This is a genomic window from Rahnella sp. BIGb0236, from assembly GCF_004364755.1.
GTDB lineage: Bacteria > Pseudomonadota > Gammaproteobacteria > Enterobacterales > Enterobacteriaceae > Rahnella > Rahnella victoriana.
In genome coordinates, this window is record NZ_SOAO01000012.1 from 28,728 (window position 1) to 47,637 (window position 18,910).

General features: G+C 53.7%; 17 protein-coding genes. 8 read left to right on the forward strand and 9 right to left on the reverse strand.

Features of this window, described 5'->3' with window-relative positions; all coding sequences use genetic code 11:
- From EDF78_RS19960 to EDF78_RS19980, 5 genes are all read right to left on the reverse strand, one after another.
- The gene (locus EDF78_RS19960) at positions 1-999 is read right to left on the reverse strand and encodes a D-cysteine desulfhydrase family protein (RefSeq protein ID WP_133823814.1); all 999 of its coding nucleotides are present in this window, start codon (positions 997-999) and stop codon (positions 1-3) included.
- 63 nt (positions 1,000-1,062) lie between these two features.
- Positions 1,063-2,445, reverse strand: a complete 1,383-nt coding sequence (locus tag EDF78_RS19965; protein ID WP_119825973.1) for a M20/M25/M40 family metallo-hydrolase — start codon at positions 2,443-2,445, stop codon at positions 1,063-1,065.
- Positions 2,442-3,356, reverse strand: a complete 915-nt coding sequence (locus EDF78_RS19970) for an ABC transporter permease (RefSeq protein ID WP_095921962.1) — start codon at positions 3,354-3,356, stop codon at positions 2,442-2,444. Before EDF78_RS19970 ends, EDF78_RS19965 begins: the two co-directional genes overlap by 4 nt.
- Before the next feature lies 1 nt (position 3,357).
- Complete coding sequence (locus tag EDF78_RS19975) at positions 3,358-4,203, reverse strand: ABC transporter permease (RefSeq protein WP_095921963.1); 846 nt, start codon at positions 4,201-4,203, stop codon at positions 3,358-3,360.
- Entirely contained in the window at positions 4,200-5,693 is a 1,494-nt protein-coding gene (locus EDF78_RS19980; protein WP_133823767.1) for an ABC transporter substrate-binding protein, read from the reverse strand. The genes EDF78_RS19975 and EDF78_RS19980 overlap by 4 nt, the downstream gene beginning before the upstream one ends.
- Before the next feature lie 187 nt (positions 5,694-5,880).
- Between EDF78_RS19980 and EDF78_RS19985 the strand changes: the two genes are divergently transcribed.
- On the forward strand, positions 5,881-6,546 hold the full coding sequence (locus tag EDF78_RS19985; RefSeq protein WP_095921964.1) for a GntR family transcriptional regulator: 666 nt from the start codon (positions 5,881-5,883) through the stop codon (positions 6,544-6,546).
- Between the two features lie 69 nt (positions 6,547-6,615).
- On the opposite strand, the gene EDF78_RS19990 is transcribed toward EDF78_RS19985, so the two are convergent.
- Positions 6,616-8,127, reverse strand: coding sequence for an anion permease (locus tag EDF78_RS19990; protein WP_133823768.1), 1,512 nt, complete (start codon positions 8,125-8,127; stop codon positions 6,616-6,618).
- Between the two features lie 581 nt (positions 8,128-8,708).
- Between EDF78_RS19990 and EDF78_RS19995 the strand changes: the two genes are divergently transcribed.
- Entirely contained in the window at positions 8,709-11,486 is a 2,778-nt protein-coding gene (locus EDF78_RS19995) for a flavocytochrome c (RefSeq protein ID WP_133823769.1), read from the forward strand.
- Between the two features lie 68 nt (positions 11,487-11,554).
- On the opposite strand, the gene EDF78_RS20000 is transcribed toward EDF78_RS19995, so the two are convergent.
- Positions 11,555-12,442, reverse strand: coding sequence for a LysR family transcriptional regulator (locus EDF78_RS20000; protein ID WP_133823770.1), 888 nt, complete (start codon positions 12,440-12,442; stop codon positions 11,555-11,557).
- A 66-nt stretch (positions 12,443-12,508) separates the two neighbouring features.
- Here EDF78_RS20000 and EDF78_RS20005 point away from each other — a divergent pair, with 66 nt between their 5' ends.
- The 5 genes from EDF78_RS20005 to EDF78_RS20025 all read left to right on the forward strand — a co-directional run bounded on the left by EDF78_RS20005 (position 12,509) and on the right by EDF78_RS20025 (position 16,315).
- Positions 12,509-13,180, forward strand: a complete 672-nt coding sequence (locus EDF78_RS20005) for an NAD(P)-binding domain-containing protein (RefSeq protein WP_133823771.1) — start codon at positions 12,509-12,511, stop codon at positions 13,178-13,180.
- Between the two features lie 235 nt (positions 13,181-13,415).
- Positions 13,416-13,895, forward strand: a complete 480-nt coding sequence (locus EDF78_RS20010) for an Hcp family type VI secretion system effector (RefSeq protein WP_133823772.1) — start codon at positions 13,416-13,418, stop codon at positions 13,893-13,895.
- Positions 13,896-13,904: 9 nt separating this feature from the next.
- The gene (locus EDF78_RS20015) at positions 13,905-14,777 is read left to right on the forward strand and encodes a hypothetical protein (RefSeq protein WP_208294491.1); all 873 of its coding nucleotides are present in this window, start codon (positions 13,905-13,907) and stop codon (positions 14,775-14,777) included.
- Between the two features lie 44 nt (positions 14,778-14,821).
- Positions 14,822-15,232, forward strand: coding sequence for a hypothetical protein (locus EDF78_RS20020; protein ID WP_133823773.1), 411 nt, complete (start codon positions 14,822-14,824; stop codon positions 15,230-15,232).
- 126 nt (positions 15,233-15,358) lie between these two features.
- On the forward strand, positions 15,359-16,315 hold the full coding sequence (locus tag EDF78_RS20025) for a bifunctional helix-turn-helix transcriptional regulator/GNAT family N-acetyltransferase (RefSeq protein WP_133823774.1): 957 nt from the start codon (positions 15,359-15,361) through the stop codon (positions 16,313-16,315).
- Here EDF78_RS20025 and EDF78_RS20030 read toward each other — a convergent pair.
- Positions 16,312-17,523 carry a multidrug effflux MFS transporter gene (locus EDF78_RS20030; RefSeq protein ID WP_133823775.1) on the reverse strand — a complete coding sequence of 404 codons (1,212 nt, stop codon included), beginning with the start codon at positions 17,521-17,523 and terminating at the stop codon, positions 16,312-16,314. The two genes, EDF78_RS20025 and EDF78_RS20030, sit on opposite strands and share 4 nt — an antisense overlap.
- A gap of 158 nt (positions 17,524-17,681) precedes the next feature.
- On the opposite strand from EDF78_RS20030, the gene EDF78_RS20035 reads away from it, so the two are divergent.
- Positions 17,682-18,086, forward strand: coding sequence for a GFA family protein (locus EDF78_RS20035; RefSeq protein WP_133823776.1), 405 nt, complete (start codon positions 17,682-17,684; stop codon positions 18,084-18,086).
- Between the two features lie 153 nt (positions 18,087-18,239).
- On the opposite strand, the gene EDF78_RS20040 is transcribed toward EDF78_RS20035, so the two are convergent.
- Entirely contained in the window at positions 18,240-18,878 is a 639-nt protein-coding gene (locus EDF78_RS20040) for an NAD(P)H-dependent oxidoreductase (protein WP_131692760.1), read from the reverse strand.
- Between the last annotated feature and the right edge of the window lie 32 nt (positions 18,879-18,910).

Genomic DNA, 18,910 nt, shown 5'->3' on the forward strand with positions numbered 1-18,910 from the left:
TCAATGCTCCAGCAAGGTTTGTGCGAAGGGATACAACGCCGGTGAGCCGCCGCAGTGAACGAATATTACCCGTGAACCTGTGCTGATTTTGACTTGTCCGACCAGGTTAATAAGACCATGCATGGCTTTGCCGGTGTAGACCGGATCCAGCAGCACACCTTCGGCTTGTGCGACGCGGTAGATGGCGTCAATGCCGCCGTCAGACGGTACGCCGTAGGCGGTGCCGACGTAACCGTCTTCAATCCAGATATCTTCCTGCGTCCAGTTTTGCGGCCATTCCAGCAAATCAGCGCAATCCTGCGCCATGGCGGAAATACGGGTCTGGAACCATTCCGCTTTGGCACTGACGCTGATGCCGGCAATTTTGGTATCCGGCCAGTATTTACGTGCGCCGACATACAGTCCGGCCAGTGTACCGCCGGAACCTGTCGGGGCGACAATCACGTCCGGTGGCAGTTGGCCGCGTTCTTTCAGCTGAGCGTCCATTTCTTCGATGGCGCGCACATAACCCAACGCCCCGAGCGGCGTGGCACCGCCGAGCGGGATGATCAGTGCCTTTTCGCCTCGTGAATGAGCGGCCTCAGCATGGGCATTCATCGCGCCTTCAATCTGGGTGAAATAACCGTCGGGGTCGAGAAACTCCAGTTCCGCGCCAAAAAGCTTATCGAGAAGAAGATTGCCCTGATAGGTTTCCGGCTGATTACCACGCAGTACCAGCACCGGTTTCATGCCAAACTTACGCGCCGCTGCTGCCACCATCCGCGCGTGGTTGGACTGGTGCCCGCCGGTGGTGATGACCACGTTAACCTGCTGGCGGCAGGCGTCAGCCATCAGATATTCCAGCTTGCGGACTTTATTACCGCCGCCGCCGAAACCGGTGTAATCATCACGTTTGATATCCAGCGTGATGCCGAGTGAATCGCCCAGTGTCGAAAGGCGCTCAAGCGGTGTGGGGAAGAATCCCAGTGAAACACGTTCAAAATCATCTGCTTGTTTCATCATAATTTTCCTGGTGATTATCTTTTAAAACTTTCCCGGGTGTTGCCGCAAAGCCTCGCCGGATTATTCCGGCAGGGCAGAAAATGGGATGTCCTGAGTAAAAAAATGGATCCAGTCGGTGACGGATTGCTGGAAGCGTTCCAGCCCGCGCAGGGTGACAAATTCATTGATGCCGTGGGCATTGCCACCGTGACCGAGGCCGCCAGTCAGAAAGGCCGGAGCGATGCGGGCAAAGGTATACGCCGGCGCGCAGCCGGGTGCCCACGGCCAGACCTGTGGTGTTGCACCCTGAGTCCGATAGCTGGCGAGCAGGGCATCGACGCCGGGGCTGTGGCGTGGGAAACGGTGGCCGGGATAGCTGTCATCCAGTTCAAGTTCCACGCCGTCGAATTCCGACCTGCTGAGCGTCTGACAGATATCTGCCAGCAGGTTTTCACCGTCAATGCCCGGCGGCACGCGCAATGCAAGTTCCGCACTGGCGCTGTGTGGTATCACGCCACGCGCCTGTTGCGGATCGCTGCGGATTTCTGAAATGTTGAGCACCGCGCCGTTAATCAGTTGTTGCAGGCAGGCCAGCGTATCGCCACTCACCGACAGGGTTTCGCTGCGGCGAAAGCGCAGTTCATCACGGATGCTGAATTGTTCAGCCAGCGTACGCAGTAGCTGGTTTGCCGGATCATCGACAGGCTGACGGGCAATCACGCCGTTTTTTTCGGCGGGGGCAATGGCGTGAAGGGCATTCACCAGCCGCCATACCGGATTAGCAATCCAGTTGGCGTTACTGGCGTGGATTGCCGCATGGGGGCCGCCCCACGCCCCGCCGCTGACGCGTAAACGGCCACCGCTCAGCCCGCTGAAACCCAGATATACGCGGGGTTCGCCGCCGCCGTATTCACACAGCGACGGGAAAAACACAGCACCGGCGGGCGTTACCGGACAGGGTTCCTGTGCCAGATAGCGGCGCAACCGGCCGCTGCCCGTTTCTTCCTCACCTTCGAGAATGATCTCGAGATTGACGCCCAGCTGATCCGCATCGCACAGTGATTTCAACGCCATCAGCATGCCTGCCAGCGGCCCTTTATTATTTTCCGCGCCGCGTGCGATATACACCGCGCCGGTGCCCGGCCATTCGGTGATACCGCCGGTAAAAGGCGGAAATTCCCAGCCGTCGTCCGTGGCGGGCATCACGTCGTACATGTTGTAAAGCACCAGCGTTTTTGCCGCCTGACGCTCAATGCGCATGTGCACCAGCGGCGGCGTGTTTTCGTCATTTTGTGCGCTGACCTGCAACACCGGCACGCCGTGCAGATTCTGGCGGACCCAGTCTTCCAGCCACTGCGCCAGTTCACGCTGCGGGCTGAGCTGGCCGGAAACGCTGGCGAACGGCGTCATCGCATGGAGTAAATCGAGAGTCGGTTGTAACTGTGGGGAAATGGAAATCGTCACAGGCGGATCCTCGGATTGAGTACCACATACAGCAAATCAATAATCAGGTTGATGCCGACAAACACCAGTGCAGCAAGCAGCACAATGGCCTGTACCAGCGGGAAATCACGGTTCTGGATGGCCTGAACGGCGAGGCGGCCGATGCCCGGCCAGGCAAAAATGATTTCAGTCACCAGCGCACCGCCGAGCAAGGAGGCAAAATACATGCCCTGCACGGTAATCACCGGGATCAATGCATTGCGTAAACCGTGGCGAACCACGATACGCCAGCGGCTCAGCCCTTTGGCGCGGGCGGTGCGGATGTAATCTTGTTGCAGCACATCAATCAGGCTGGCGCGGATGAGTCGGGCAATGGCGCTCATGTAATACGCGCCAAGGCTGATGGCGGGCATCACCAGCTGACTGGCGCTGCCATAACCGCCGGAAGGCAGCCAGCGCAGATGAAGACTGAAGGCGATGATCAGCAGCAGACCGAGCCAGAATACCGGCACCGCCTGACCGCTGAAAGCCAGCAGGCGCGAGAGCAGATCCCACCACGTATTCTGATATAACGCGCTGAGGATGCCGAGCAGCAAACCGGCGACGGTGCTCCACAGCAACGCGGTGAAAGCCAGCAGCAAAGTGGCCGGAACGCGCTGGCCTATCAGTTCGGTGACCGGCTGGCTGTAACGCAGCGATTCCCCCAGATTGCCCTGTAAAACGCCGGTCAGATAATGCCAGTACTGCCACGTCAGCGAGCGGTCAAAGCCCATACTGTGGCGAAAATTGTCAATTTCCTGCTGGCTTGAGCCTGGCGGCATCATTACTGCCGCCGGGTCGCCGGTCAGATGCAGGCTGTAAAAAATCAGCAGTGATACGCCAAACATCACCAGCACCGACTGCCCGAGGCGTTGCAAAAGATAAGGCAGCATATCAGTCGAGCCTCGTGTGGGTTTTGCGCAGCAGGCTGTCACCGAGCAGGTTACAGCCAATCACCAGTGCTGCGATCACCAGCCCCGGCCACAGCACCAGCCACTGTGCCAGCAGCATGTAAGAACGGCCTTCGCCAATCAGATTGCCGAGCGTCGGCGTCGGCGGCTGAATGCCCATGCCGAGAAAACCAATTGAAGCTTCCAGCACGATCAGACGCGGGATATCCAGTGTCAGCAGCACAATCAGGGGTGTCATCAGGTTAGGTAACACGTGGCGCAGCAAAATGCGCGGGGTGGAAAAGCCCATGGCTTTGACTGATTCAATGAATTCCAGCTCGCGGATTTCCAGCGTTTTGGCGCGGGCGACCCGGGCATAAATCGCCCAGCTGGTCACGCCCATGATCAGGATGATGTTGGTCAGCGATGCGCCAAAAAGCGCCATCACCAGTAAGATCAGCAGGATAAACGGCACCGCCAGCTGAATATCCATCAGGCGCATGATGAGCGCGTCGAGCCAGCCGCCGGTATAACCGGCAATCATGCCCAGCGCCGAGCCGATCACTGCTGCAATCACCGCGGCCAGCAGCACTACCATCAGCGAGAGCCGCGTACCGGATAAAATACGCGACAGCAAATCGCGCCCCAGCTGATCGGTGCCCAGCAGATGATGGCCGCCCGGCGGCGAAAAGGCCGCAGCCAGGTCGTTGGTTAATGCATCCGGCAGCGGCAGCCACGGCGCCAGCAGCGCCGGGACAATCACCAGTAGCAGCAACAGCCCGCCGAGGATCCCGTCGCCATAAAACCGGCGGCGGGGTTTCCTTTGCAAGGTGGTTCGCAGTGAAATCATTTAATCCTCAGGTCAAACAGCGGGATACGTGAATCAGCGCGGCCGGTGAAGGTCACGTTGTCAGCGCTGGCATACAGGGAATCTTCTTTGTACAGCGGGATAAGCGGCTGCTGTTGTGCCACAACCTGCTGTATCTGCTGCAAAATTTTCTCACGTTTGGCCGCATCGACCGTGGTGCGGCTGCTGTTGAGCAGGGCATCCAGTTCAGGAGAATTCACGGTGGAATAAGGTTCGCCCGAATGCAGGATCGGATACAGCGCGGCATCGGCGTCCAGTGTTTGCGTTGAGCCCCACGCCAGCATGTACATCGGCGCCTGTTTTTGTGCCGCGACCTGCTGGGTATAGACCGACCATTCCGGCACTTCGAGTTCAGCTTTCACCCCGATAGCTGCCAGATCCTGCACAATCGCCTGGGCGACGTCGGCGCTGGCGATATAGCGGCGTGGCGCCTGGAAGCGCAGGGTGAAACCTTGCGGATATCCGGCTTCGGCCAGTAATGCTTTGGCTTTGGCAATGTCCTGCACGGGCGCGGGAATGGCCTCATAACCAAAATCTTTCGGTCCGGCCATGGTGCCGGTCGGCGTACCGAAACCATGCAACAAATCGCGGGTATAAGCCGCACGGTTCAGCGCCAGCGATAACGCCTGACGGACACGCACATTATTCAGCGGTTTCTGGTCGTTCTTCAGGCCGAGGTAAATGGTCAGCCCGCCATTTTTCACCTGTTCCAGATGCACGCCTGGTTTGTTTTTCAGCGCCGGAACCAGATCCGCCGGAACGCCATCAACCAGCTGTACTTCACCGGTCAGCAGGGCGGTAATGCGCCCGGTGGCTTCCGGTATCGGACGCCAGGTGACAGTATCGATTGCGGGCTTGCCGCGCCAGTAATCAGGGTTGGCCCGCATCACCACTTTTTCATCGGGGATAAACGCAGTCAGCGTATACGCGCCGGAACCCACTGGTTTGCGGGCAAATTCCGCCGCACCGACTTTGGTGACATACGCGGGTGGCACAATGTACGTCGGGTAGCGACTCATGCGGGCCGGCAACAACGGATCCGGTCCGGTAGTGTGGATTTTCACCTGATACTCGCCGGTGACTTCCACGGATTTAATGGTGCGGATATAGGAAATGGTCGGCGCGTGCTGAGCGGGATCGAGAATACGGTCGATTGAGAATTTCACCGCCTGTGCATTGAGCGGCTCACCGTCGCTGAATTTCACACCCTGACGCAGCGTGAACTCCCAGGTGGTATCATCCAGCGATTTCCAGCTGGTCGCCAGCCCCGGCTGTAACTGCATATTGGCGTCGCGCAGCACCAGCGTATCGAACAGATTATCTACCAGCGTGGCAGACTCTTTCAGGAATCCCGGATCCATTGCCGTGGCCGAAGCGGGTTGAGCGATCACCAGTTCAGAGGCGAAAACAGCCGGTGTTGTCAGGCTGATAAACAGGGCAAGTGAAGCCAGTTTGAAGGCAGGTATTCTCATTACGGTCATTCCCAAAGTGAAGCCGCCAGACGTGTTGACGGAATTAACGTGAAGGTGGTGCGTCACAAAAATGGTCAATCAATATTCAATTCCTCAATACATGATATATCCTATATAATGTATTTTTTGCAAGCTACGGATTAAACCGCAAAAGAAAAGCCATTATTTTGCTAAAGGAAAATGTCACATGTTTGAGATGGAAAAAGCGCAGCGCGTCAGTCTGACCATGCAGGTGGAAGCTAAGCTGAAAGGGGCGTTGATTGTCGGCGTACTCAAGCCGGGCGCGCGACTGGTGACCAAGGAAATTGCTGAGAAACTCGGTACCAGCGTGACGCCGGTGCGCGAGGCATTGCTGCGTCTGGTGTCGGCGGGGGCACTGGATGCCACGCCCGCACAGGCTTTTCTGGTGCCTAAAATTGCGCTGGCGCGGTATCAGGAAATCACGCTTATCCGCAAAAATCTTGAAGGTCTGGCGGTGTCGCAGGCTTGTGAGCAGATCACTGCGCAACACATTGCTTTGCTGAAAACGCTGAATGCCAGATTCATGGCAGCGAAAGTCGAAAACAACGTCGAGGGCGCTTTAGAGGCCAACCGTGAGTTTCGTTTCATGTTGTATGAAATGGCCGCAATGCCGACGCTGACGTCGCTGATTGAGCAGCTGTGGGTGCAGATAGGTCCGTGCTTCAACTATCTCTATCCGCAGTCGCCGCATATGGCGCAGGGGCAGCACAATTACGATCAGCTGTTACTGGCCCTGGAAGCAGGTGATGCTAAACGTTGTGTGAAGCTTATCCACAAATCGATTGATGACGGCGCAGCAATCCTCGGGAAGCATTATTTTCAGGAAGAATGAACAGAGTTGCGGGAATGAAAGAAATAAGGGGTTGCCAGACTGCATGGTGCAGTCTGGCAGGTTAACGCATCAGAACATCAATACCATCCACGGATAGGCAATCAGCATCATGCCGCCGAGGAAAATTGCCCCGAAGATGGTGCCCAGACGCCAGTAGTCTTTGGTAGGCAGATAGCCGCTGCCGTAGTAAATCGGGCTCGGGCCAGTGCCGTACGGGGTGATGATCCCCATCACGCCCAGCGAGGTCACCATCATCAGGCAGTAAACCGGCATGTTAATGCCCGGGATCGCCGCCGCAATGGTCAGCATCGCCGGTAACAGCGCGGTGGTGTGCGCCGTGGTACTGGCAAAAAGATAGTGCAGCAGGAAGAAAGCTATCAGCAGCATCACGGCCGCCACCTGAGGGTCGAATCCGTTGAGCAGCTGACCGCCTTCTTTCCCCAGCCAGGCGATAAAGCCGACGCGGGCAAGGCCGTCCGCCAGCGCCACCAGCGTCGCAAACCATGCGAAGGTGTTCCAGGCCGGTTTGTTACTGGTGATGTCGTTCCAGTTCAGCACGCCGGTCCACAGCATCAGCACCACCACCAGCAGCGCAGCCATCGCAGGTTCAATCCACGATGCGGCAAAAATCCACATCAGCAGGGCGGAACAGACGAAGATCAGCAGCAGGATTTCGTTACGCGACAGTTTGCCCAGCTTCTCGAGTTCGTTGGTCGCCCAGCGCGGCACCTCGTCATTGACCTTCACTTCCGGCGGATAAAACCAGTAGGCCAGCAGCGGCATGGTCAGGATCAGCAGCACGCCCAGCGGCAGAAACGCCAGGAACCACATGCCCCACGAAATCGTAAAGCCGGTGATGCTTTTGACTAACGCCAGCGCCAGCAGGTTCGGCGCAAGTGCAGAAAGAAACATCGAGCTGGTGATACAGGCGGCGGTAATCGCTACCCACATCAGATAAGAACCGATTTTACGCGCACTCGGGTCATTGGGCTTGGAGCCGTATAACGGTGGCAGGTTGGCGATGATCGGGTAAATCGTCCCGCCGCTGCGCGCGGTGTTGGACGGCGTGAAGGGCGCCAGCAACAGGTCAGCAAAGGTAATGGCATAACCTAACGTCAGACTGCGGCGACCGAGATATTTCACCAGGATCAGCGCCAGACGGCGGCCAAACTGCGTTTTGTCATACCCTGCGGCAAACATAAACGCGCCAAAAATCAGCCAGACGGTGGAGTTACCGAAGCCGCTCACCGCCCATTTGAAAGCTTCGGTGGGCATCTTAAATTTAGGGTTGGCGATTTCTTCCGGACTGAATAACAGCCACTGGCTGAACAGGGCGATGACGACCACACCGGTCAGGCCAATTACCGCGCCCGGCAGGGGTTCGAAGATCAACCCGACAATCACGCCGACGAAGATGGCGAAGAAGTGCCATGCATAAGGTTCAAGCCCCGCAGGCACTGGCGTCAGCAGTAACAGCACCGCCACCAGCACCGGCAGGAATAGCATAATCAGATGTTTTTTTTGACTCGCGGCAGGCGGTGCGGCCTTGGCGGGGTCATTGAGCGTGGATGTGGGTTTCATAATGTGGTTTGCCCGTGTGTGAGAGTGAGCCTGATGCCCCGGTTATCTGTGATTGTTTTCTGATTCAGAAAACCATTCATTATTCTTAATCGGAAATGTGTTAAGCGGTACGTAATGACGATGTCACCTCTGTGACGAAATTAAGACATTACTATTATTCTTAGCGCAAAAGATGTGATGCATCCGCTTATATTAAATCAAATAACAACATAAAAATTGTGGTTATTTTTTTCTCAGAAGAACCCGCTTATGTGAATGTAGAGTAAATTGGTGCAAACGCCAGTTTTTGACGTCAACTTGCTGATTTTGCAGGCGAGATTTTTTATGTTAATCTAAAGTTGATTTTTGTCAACTCATCATTAACAATTGAAGGTGGTATTGATTTTCATGTCGGGTAAATAAACAACGCCTGCTTGCTTAACGTTTATAACGCCCATTTTCACCGCGTAACGCAAATAAATACGCCACAGATTTCTCTATTTATCACCTGCATCGAGCTGCTTAATTAAACGGGAAGTTTATACGGTAAAAAATGCGGCCACGAAAAAATTCAAGACTCACACATTTCGGAGTTGATCATAATGAATAAGCTCACCCCGGTTCTGAATCCGCTCACACTGCCCAACGGTGCGGTACTGAAAAACCGCCTGCTGATGGCGCCGATGACCACCTGTACGGGGTTTTATGACGGCACGGTGACCAGCGAACTGGTGGAATATTATCGCGACCGTGCCGGCAGCATCGGCACCATCATTGTCGAATGTTGCTTCATTGACCGCATGGGACCAGCGTTCCCCGGCGCTATCGCCATCGACAGCGACAACAAAATCTCCGGCCTGAAGAAAATTGCCGATGCCATCAAATCCAAAGGCTCCAAAGCGATCCTGCAGATTTATCACGGTGGCCGGATGGTCGAACCGGAACTGATCGGCGGCCGTACGCCCGTCGCGCCAAGCGCCATCGCTGCGCCGCGTGAAGGCGCGACCACCCCGAAAGAACTGACCGGTGAAGAAGTCGAAACCATGGTCACCAAGTTTGGTGATGCGGTGAACCGTGCGATCAAAGCCGGGTTTGATGGCGTGGAGATCCACGGGGCCAACACCTATCTGATCCAGCAATTTTATTCGCCGAACTCCAACCAGCGTACGGACAAGTGGGGCGGTGACCGCGACAAACGCGCGACATTCCCGCTGGAAGTGCTCGACATTACCCACAAAATGGCGGAACGCTTTGCTGATGCCTCCTTTATTATCGGCTATCGTTTCTCACCGGAAGAGCTGGAAGTGCCGGGTATCCGCTTTGACGACACGATGTATCTGCTGGAAAAACTCGCGGCGCGCGGGCTGGATTACGTGCATTTCTCGGTCGGCCAGTTGCTGCGCCCGTCGATTGTTGATACGCAGGATCCGACACCGCTGATCACTAAATTCCGCGCCATGCGTTCAGAAACGCTGGCCAAAGTGCCGGTGATTGGTGTCGGTGGTGTGATCAACAAAGCCGATGCCGAAAAGGGGCTGGAATACGGCTTTGATCTGATCGCGATTGGTAAGGCTTGTATTGCTTATCCCGACTGGGCCGATCGCATCATCAACAACGACCACCTTGAGCTGTTCATCGACAGCCATAAGCGCGAAGAGCTGAACATCCCTGAACCGCTGTGGCGCTTCTCACTGGTTGACGCCATGATCCGCGATACCAGCGTCACTGGCCGTAAATACAAAGCCGGGGTGTATCAGGAGAAAGTCGAAGCCGAAGCCCTCAAGCTGAAAATCAGCGTTACGCTGGACACCGACCGTATCACCGATATTGCGCTGGTGAAGGACGACTCGCTGGATGTCGATTTCACCACCACGTTTGAAAGCCTGCGTACCCGTATGCTGGTTGCCAACAGCCCGCACGTTGACGCCATCACCGGCGCGACCACGCAGAGTGAGGCGCTGAAAAAAGCCGTTTCCCGCGCGCTGGCCACCTCCAGCAAAGAGCATGTGATTGAAGAAGGCGGCAACCCTCAGGCACCGCAAAACTACGATGTTGTTGTGGTCGGCAGCGGGGGCGCGGGTCTTGCAGCGGCGATTCAGGCACATGACGAAGGGGCGCATGTGGTGATCATCGAGAAGATGCCAACCATCGGCGGTAACACCATTAAAGCTTCCGTCGGGATGAACGCCGCAGAAACCCGTTTCCAGAAACTGAAAGGCATCGAAGACAGCAAAGATCTGTTCTATGACGAAACGCTGAAAGGCGGCAAGTTTAAAAACAATCCGGTGTTGCTGCGCGAGTTTGTGGAACTGGCACCGGAAGCGGTGGAGTGGCTGGCGGCGAAAGAGATCGAACTTAACGACATCACCATCACCGGCGGCATGAGCATCGACCGTACGCACCGTCCGGCGGACCGTTCTGCGGTGGGTGGTTTCCTGATCAGCGGTCTGGTGAAGAACATTAACAAGCGCGACATCGAGGTGCTGCTTGAAACCTCGGTGGCGGAAATCTTGTCGGAAAACGGCGTGGTGACCGGCGTGAAAGTGGTGGATGAATACAACGACAGCCGCATTCTGAATGCGAAAAGCGTGATTGTCGCCACCGGCGGTTTCAGTGCCAACCGTGAAATGGTGGTGAAATACCGCCCTGAACTGGACGGTTTTGTCACCACCAACCATGCGGGCGCGACCGGCAGCGGTATTGCCATGTTGCAGAAGATTGGTGCAGATACCGTCGATATGGGCGAAATTCAGATCCATCCGACGGTGGAGCAGACCACGTCCTATCTGATTTCAGAAGCCATTCGTGGCGGTGGCGCGATCCTGATCAGTCAGGCCGGGAAGCGTTTCTACAACGAAATGGAAACCCGCGACAAAGTGTCTGCTGAAATCATCGCCTTACCGGAAAAAAGCGCGTGGGTGATTTTCGACGAACAGGTGCGGTCGAATAACAAAGCGGCCGATGAATATATCGCCAAAGGCTTTGTGATCAGCGCACCAACGCCGGAAGAACTGGCGGTGAAACTGAATATGGATCCTCAGACACTTTCTGAAACCCTGCTGCGCTACAACCTGTTTGTGGTGGAGAAAAAGGATGAAGACTTTGGCCGTACCACCGCGCTGCGTCATCCGCTCAATCAGGGACCGTTCTTTGCCATCCGCATCGCGCCGGGCGTGCATCACACCATGGGCGGTGTGACGATCAATCCGGATACCGCCGTGCTTGATGCGCAAAAACAGGTGATCACCGGTGCCTGGGCCGCAGGGGAAGTGGTCGGCGGTATCCACGGCGCGAACCGCATCGGTGGTAACGCGGTGGCTGACATCATTATCTTCGGCATTCTTGCCGGGAAAAATGCGGCGGCGCTGGCCAAAAGATAACGCGTGAGAACGTCAGTGTTAAAAGTGAAAATCCACGTGAGAGCGTGGATTTTTTTATGACGGAAGCCTTACGCAAAGGCGTCGCGGAGTGCCTGAATAAAGCTGCGGATCTTCATGGTCTGCCGCAGACCGGCGGGGGTCAAAACATGCATCGGCCGTGATGGCCCGTCGTAATCAGGCAGTACCTGCACCAGCCGTCCGGCGGTGATCTCTTCTTTCAGCACATCTTCCGGCCCCAGCGTGACGCCATATCCGCTGACGGCGGCATGCAACAGTGCGCGCCAGTCATTTGAACGCAACCGTCCTTCCGGCTGAATTTCCTGCGTTTTACCGTCTTGAGAAAATTGCCAGCGGCAGGGAGCCTGTGGCGACCAGATGCCGTAAACCAGACAGGAATGCTGCGCCAGTTCTGCCGGTGTTAAGGGGATACCGCGCTGCGCCAGATAGCCGGGGGATGCGCAGGCTATCAGCCGGTAAGGCCGCAGAGGATACGCGATCATCTGGCTGTCAGTGAGTTCGCCAATGCGCAAAATGACCTCATAGCCTTCCTCGACAGGATCAACCAGACGGTCACTCAGCGTCAGCTCCACCTGCGTTTCCGGATACTGCGCCAGATACTGTGTGATGAAAGGTGCCAGCGTTGAGGTGCCGAAAGTCACCGGGGCATTGACGCGCAGCGTACCGGAAGGCGTGACTTTCATTTCCAGTGCGATGGCATCGGCGGCTTCTGCTTCTGAAAGCACGATTTTACAGCGTTCATAATAGCTGCGGCCGATGTCCGTCAGGTGCTGACGCCGAGTCGTGCGGTTAAGCAGCGCCGTGCCGAGCCGGGATTCGAGCCGCGCAATATGTTTCGCCACCATCTGCGGAGAGAGTCGCAAATCGTTCGCGGCGGCGGCAAAAGAACCCAGCTCTGCGGCTCTGACAAAGACATTCATACTGGTTAACCTGTCCATGATTCCCTCCTTTTTGTTGTTTCACTGTGCTAATTGCGACGATTTATCAACGCAGAGTGTCGAATTATGCTGAACCTGTCTACCACAAAATCAAAGGTGAATATCATGAAAATAGGCATTCTTGGCGCAGGGTTTGTCGGACGGGCGGTGGCAAAACTGGCGACCCGGGCAGGACATCAGGTCATGCTCAGTAATTCACGCGGGCCGCAGACGTTATTCAGTCTCAAGCCGATGCTCGGCTGCGAGACAGGCACAGCGGCGCAGGCCGCGACGTTCGGGGATATCGTGGTGATTGCCGTGCCGCTGACGGCCATCGGGCAACTGCCGGTAGCAGAGCTTGCCGGAAAGCCGGTAATTGATGCCGTGAATTATTACCCTGAGCGCGACGGACAGGTCCCAGAGCTGGATCAACAGGCGACCACCACCAGTGAATATCTGGCGGGTTTCCTGCCGGGGGCAAAAATCACCAAAGCCTTCAACGCCATCCGCATGACTGATCTGGAAACCGACGGATTACCCGCCGGAGACCCGCAGCGCCGCGCATTACCGCTGGCAGGCGATGACGCAGAAACCAAAACCATCGTGGCGGGGCTTTACGATGCGTTCGGTTTTGACACTCTCGACGCGGGCACCCTCTCAGAAGGCTGGCGCTTTGAGCGCGGCATGCCTTGTTATTGTGTGCCGATGACCCGGGATGAATTGAAGACGGCGCTGGAAGGGGCGGAGAGAGGGGAGTAAGCGTATCAGACAGGCATACTGAATTTTATTATTGTGTAGTCGATGTATCCTGGACATCGACTACACGCTTATAAATATCGTTTTCAATTATCGAAATTAATAAATATTTAAAGTAATAAATACGCTTAATAATACCATCATTCTGATGTATTGATAATGGTTTGATATTGATTTAGAGTATTTGTGCTCAATGATTTGCTGGAGTATAACGTCCTTAGTTAAAAAGGAGGGTTATATGGCTCAACAAATTTACATGACATTAACTGGCGAGAAACAAGGATTAATATCACAACGTTGCGGGACCTATGATTCGATGGGGAATAAATATCAGAGTTTACACCGTGATGAAATTTTCGTATTAGCATTATCCCATAGTACACACCGCGACAAAAATATTTGCCACCAACCACTTTCAGTTACCAAAATTATTGATAAATCCTCACCGTTATCAGGAATTGCCATTTCTAACAATGAAAAGTTACAGGTAAATATTTCTTTTTTGCGTACTGATATTACTGGTGTAAATACTAAATATTATTCAATGGAGTTACGTGATGCATATCTTGTTGATGTGTCAGTTAACTTCCCTCATTCTATTGATCACAATGGTGCGGAAGCCGAAGAGACGTTGATTTTTACGTTTAAAAGTATTACCTGGCGACATCATCAGGCCGGAACAGCAGGCTATAGTTTCTGGCAAGACACCGTGATGTAAGGAATAATTATGAGCAAGCGCGCAGATATTAAAGATGGTATATCTTCTGCAGGACAAAAAAGCGGACTCATTTATACTAAGATATTGGGTTGGATAGACTTGGGACATGCTTGCGGAGAAGATGCCCGACGGCTTAAAGAAATCTTACTTGAAGAGAGAGGAGCACGTTTTTTCCCAAAATTTAATGCATGGTATTTTCCTGTCGATTACTATCAGGATTTCGGTAAAATGATTAAATTCAATACTTATCAGGCAGGGGGTTATGTTGGGATTAATACACCGCTTATGATTCGTACATGTTTAAGCTGGGAAGTCAAAACACGTATCGCATTGACTATTATGATGAAGACTGCTTATCGGTTCGAGGCGTTACAACAATCCACCGCCTTTTCATGGTATACAGACAGTGGTTTCAGTGGAGAAGATTTAGTTTCAGATTTAGTCGGATTTTATAGAATATTTGGTAATGGGATTGACCCCATTGTTCTCTCATGCCCAACCACAAAAGAATACGCACTGGGTATATGGGATCATTATGGGGAAGTCGGAAACTATAAAAAGAAAGATTTTAGGCCTTTACTTTTTCCGCAACCGGTACCGCCGAAAAGAGGTATACCAAGGAAAGGTTTTTTGCCTTCATGGCTAAACTATATTAAGCCATTGGACAACTTATCTGAAAGTTTTATTTATAATCGGTTTGAAAACGAACCTTCCAGAAACTTGTTTTCCGATCCTGATAGAATAAACCATGAGATATATTTATCGATGAGAAGAAAAGGATGGGATGAGCTTGATGGTGTTAAGAATAATGCTACCCCTGCGATGTTAAACATAATGCAGCACCATCCTGTTTCTGTTGATTATTTTGAGCTTAGAGATTAACTCGCATCATAACTGATATCTTTGCTGAAAGGATGCTGATTTTTATGTTATACGACTGGTTTCGCAGGTTTATATTTACCCTGTTAGCTCTTTTTATCGTTGTCATAGTCTATTTTTACTTGTCTCTGATTTATACGTTGGACGGGAGGAGTTATAAAAAATCAGATTTTTTCGAGTATTATTTTCTAACACCTTCAATCCTTGCTCATGCCCCTGAAATATCTAAGGAATATGTTTTTTATACTCAGGCTGATGATAACTATGGCTTTACGCAGGATAAAATTACCTGGAAGAATGTTAATAATGTTTTAGATGCGAAGAGCACATTAGAAGCCTATCTTGCAGAAAAAAACATCACAGAAGATGTCGTTGATCACTCCGGAAGTAAATACTCCATCACTATTGTTGGAAATGATATAAGCCTTGAATTAATCACCTGTATTGACAGTTGCTAATGAGATAAAGGCCCGCACCTGCTCTGTGGAGCAGTGTGAACGTCTGGATGCAGACAGTAAGTTGACAACCCGCCCCGAACAATGGTTGTATTGTGCAACTATAAATCCTCGGCGAAAAAATGACTCATGCTTAACCCCTCTTTAATTGAAGAAATCCGTGCGTCCTCGCGTCTGATGGTGCGTGAACTGGGCTTTATGAATGCCACGCTGGCCGCGACTGACTATTCACCGTCTGCGGTGCACAGTTTGCTGGAAATTGATAATCAGGGCGGGATGACGGCTGCGCAGCTGGTGCAGATCCTCGGGCTGGAAAAATCCAGCGTCAGCCGCATGCTGGCGCGGTTGCTGGCTGCGGGAGAAGTGCAGGAAGTGCCGTCCGCCGGTGATGCGCGGGTGAAGCAACTGACACTGACGGACAAGGGCGTGCAGACGGTCAGCCGGATAAATGATTATGGCGCGATGCGGGTCATCAGCGCGCTGGAGAATCTGGATGATGCGCAGCAACACACCGTGGCGCAGGGGCTGACAGCCTATGCGCGCGCACTCGAACGTTGCCGCGACAGTGAAAATGCCGCGCCGCAAAAATCCATTGAGATCGTGACCGGCTATCTGCCCGGTATGATTGGCAGAATTGCGGAAATGCACGGCACCTATTATGCGAAAAATTACGATTTCGGCCATTTCTTTGAAGGTAAGGTCGCGTCAGGTCTGGCAGAGTTTTCGGGGCGTCTGCATCAACCCTGCAATCAGATCTGGCTGGCGGTCTGTCACGGCAAGATTGTCGGATCTGTCGCCATCGACGGGCAGGATCTCGGCAATAATCAGGGGCATTTACGCTGGTTTATTCTCGATGACAGCTGCCGGGGCACCGGCATTGGCAGGAAACTGCTCACTGAAGCGATGGCGTTCTGTGATGCGCGTGAATTCGATGCCGTGCAGCTCTGGACCTTCAGCGGTCTCAATGCGGCACGGCGTCTTTATGAATCCTTTGGCTTCGCGCTGTCGGAAGAATGGCAGGGTGATCAGTGGGGAATGACCATGACGGAACAACAGTTCACCCGGCCATCAGGCGCAGGGCGTTAATTCGCCGTCGCGGTGACTTTGGTGGTCAGGGCTATCAGGGCGCTGACTACCGTAAATAACGCAATGATCCAGGCCATCGTCCACGGCGTACCGTCGCTCATCAGCGCCAGTAATAATGATGAGACAATCCCGCTGCCGTACTGCAACGATCCCATCAGCGCAGACGCGGACCCGGCAACACCCGGCACGGCATCCAGCGCCGCCGCTGCCGACGTTGCCGCAATCACCCCGTTCATCGAGAAGAAAATAAAGACCGTCACCACAATCAGGATCACGCCCCCTGTGTGCATTTTGACACCGATTGCCAGCACCAGCGCGGCGAGGGCGGCGACAGTGACGGCGCGTTTCAGCAACACTTCCAGCGGATAAATATGCACCAGACGGCGGTTCACCATGCTGACCGCCATCAGCCCGACAATGTTCACCGCAAACAGCCAGCCGTAATGTTGCGGATCCACGCCGAAATAGGTGATGTAAACAAAAGGCGAGCCGGTAATAAAGGCGTAAGCCGCAATGTAATAGAACGTCAGGCACAGGGTAAAGCGCATGTACTGCGTGTTGGTCAGCAGCAAAATATAGTTGCGAAACGCACTGCCTAATGAGGCTTTCACCCGTTTCTCTGCGGGTAATGTTTCCGGTAACCAGAATAATGAGGCCAGCATGACCACGCCGATCACGGCCAGTAACCAGAATATGCTGTGCCAAGAGGTGATTTTAATCATCTGACCGCCGAGCAGAGGGCCGGCGATAGGGGCGATTGCCATGATGACCATCAGCGTCGATAACATTTGCGCGGCACGGGTGCGGCTGAATAAGTCGCGGATCATCGCGCGGCCCAGCATCGGACCGGTACAGGCTCCCAGCGCCTGAAAGACGCGCCAGAACACGATTTGCCCGATACCTTCTGACAGCGCGCAGCCGACCGATCCTACGATAAACAAAGCCATGCCAGCGAACAACGGAAGTCTGCGACCAAAATGATCACTGATCGGCCCCCAGATCAGCTGCGCGATGCAAAAACCGATTAAAAACCCGGTGATGGTCAGTTCCGCATCGCCGTGTAAATCTTTTGCCATCAACGGCATCGCTGGCAAATAAATGTCAGTTGATAAAGAAGTGAACGCCATTAACGCGCTGAGGATCAGGATAAAGCTAAGTCCGGTGGTTTTGGACGCCGTGGACGGGGGGCGCGTCTGAGAATCAATCATTGTTATTCTTCTGAAGAGTATTAAGACGGGTATGTTACCGGTTAATGAATAACGAATAATCGGCCGAAAAAGCATAGACACTATGAATGGGATTCATGAATACTCTTGGCTATAGTGATATCGAAGAATGACCTTCCTTTACTGATGTGGAGAGAGTTATGTCAGATAAAATGCCGGCTCAATGCCATTGTGGTGCTGTCGCTTTTAACGTGAAACTCATTGACGGGCTGAATGCCGTCCGTCGCTGTAACTGCTCCTTCTGCCGCATGCGCGGTGCGGTGGTGGCGGCCGCCTCAGAGGTAGACGTGATAAAGGGAAAAGAACACCTCACGGAGTACCGTTTCAATACTCAATCCGTCGCCCACTATTTTTGTGCCGTTTGCGGTATCTATACGTTTCACCAGAGCCGTTCCAACCCCGAACAGTTTGCCGTCAACGTCGCCTGCCTCGAAGGTGTTTCGCCATTTGATTTTGCCTCTGTGACAGTCACTGACGGTATTCATCATCCGAAAGATGGCGGCGAAGGTGGTGTGGCGGGATATCTGAAGTTTGAGGCGAAGTAGGAACACTGTTATTCATGCCAGAAAAGGTAAACGCGTACGAAGTGAATTCGGCAGGGGGGGAATGGCTCGTCGTGCCTAAATAACCATGACAAATACAGAAGCTTTTTTAAGTCACTATCTGGCAACCGGCCGTCGCCGGCCGGTTGCCAGAGTTTACTTAATTTCAGTGACGAAGTTTTCGCGGCTGCGGCGCACTTTTTTCAGGTTCACCAGCCAGTCACCTTCGTGGGCGCGGTAGCCCAGCGGCAAGATCACCACACTGCGTAAGTTTTTCTCTTTCAGACCTAAGATTTCATCTACGGCGACAGGATCGAAACCTTCCATCGGCGTGGCATCGACTTCTTCAAAGGCGGCGGCGATCAGCGCAGCGCCCAGCCCGATATACGCCTGACGCGCGGCGGCCTGATAATTCGCTTCGGTCCCACGTTCAGCCACAATGCCCAGCAGCATCTGGCGGTAATTTTCCCAGCCTTCGTTTTTAAAGCCACGTACATCGTTAGTCAGGTCAAACATCATATTTACGCGCTCAGGCGTGATGTCATCCCATGCAGCAAATACCAGCAGGTGGGAACAGTCGGTAACCTGCGCCTGATCCCAGGCCACGGAACGGATTTTTGCGCGAACATCCGGGTTGGTCACCACCAGCAACTCAAACGGTTGCAGCCCGCTGGACGTCGGTGCCAGGCGCACAGCCTCGATAATACGCTCCAGTTTGTCAGCCGGGACGCTTTTGGTCGCATCGAACTTCTTGGTGGCATAGCGCCATGCCAGTCTTTCATTTAAGGTCGTCATTGTATTTTCCTGAAGGATAAGTTTGGAAGCGG

What these genes read in the sequence shown, in the direction of transcription:
- EDF78_RS19990 (WP_133823768.1), bottom strand. Translation starts at nt 8,127, where the DNA reads ATGAAACCCACATCCACGCTCAATGACCCCGCCAAGGCCGCACCGCCT.
- EDF78_RS20030 (WP_133823775.1), bottom strand. Translation starts at nt 17,523, where the DNA reads ATGATTGATTCTCAGACGCGCCCCCCGTCCACGGCGTCCAAAACCACC.
- EDF78_RS19975 (WP_095921963.1), bottom strand. Translation starts at nt 4,203, where the DNA reads ATGATTTCACTGCGAACCACCTTGCAAAGGAAACCCCGCCGCCGGTTT.
- EDF78_RS20020 (WP_133823773.1), top strand. Translation starts at nt 14,822, where the DNA reads ATGTTATACGACTGGTTTCGCAGGTTTATATTTACCCTGTTAGCTCTT.
- EDF78_RS19960 (WP_133823814.1), bottom strand. Translation starts at nt 999, where the DNA reads ATGAAACAAGCAGATGATTTTGAACGTGTTTCACTGGGATTCTTCCCC.
- EDF78_RS19970 (WP_095921962.1), bottom strand. Translation starts at nt 3,356, where the DNA reads ATGCTGCCTTATCTTTTGCAACGCCTCGGGCAGTCGGTGCTGGTGATG.
- EDF78_RS20025 (WP_133823774.1), top strand. Translation starts at nt 15,359, where the DNA reads ATGCTTAACCCCTCTTTAATTGAAGAAATCCGTGCGTCCTCGCGTCTG.
- EDF78_RS20035 (WP_133823776.1), top strand. Translation starts at nt 17,682, where the DNA reads ATGTCAGATAAAATGCCGGCTCAATGCCATTGTGGTGCTGTCGCTTTT.
- EDF78_RS19980 (WP_133823767.1), bottom strand. Translation starts at nt 5,693, where the DNA reads ATGAGAATACCTGCCTTCAAACTGGCTTCACTTGCCCTGTTTATCAGC.
- EDF78_RS19995 (WP_133823769.1), top strand. Translation starts at nt 8,709, where the DNA reads ATGAATAAGCTCACCCCGGTTCTGAATCCGCTCACACTGCCCAACGGT.
- EDF78_RS20015 (WP_208294491.1), top strand. Translation starts at nt 13,905, where the DNA reads ATGAGCAAGCGCGCAGATATTAAAGATGGTATATCTTCTGCAGGACAA.
- EDF78_RS20010 (WP_133823772.1), top strand. Translation starts at nt 13,416, where the DNA reads ATGGCTCAACAAATTTACATGACATTAACTGGCGAGAAACAAGGATTA.
- EDF78_RS20005 (WP_133823771.1), top strand. Translation starts at nt 12,509, where the DNA reads ATGCTGAACCTGTCTACCACAAAATCAAAGGTGAATATCATGAAAATA.
- EDF78_RS20040 (WP_131692760.1), bottom strand. Translation starts at nt 18,878, where the DNA reads ATGACGACCTTAAATGAAAGACTGGCATGGCGCTATGCCACCAAGAAG.
- EDF78_RS19985 (WP_095921964.1), top strand. Translation starts at nt 5,881, where the DNA reads ATGTTTGAGATGGAAAAAGCGCAGCGCGTCAGTCTGACCATGCAGGTG.
- EDF78_RS20000 (WP_133823770.1), bottom strand. Translation starts at nt 12,442, where the DNA reads ATGGACAGGTTAACCAGTATGAATGTCTTTGTCAGAGCCGCAGAGCTG.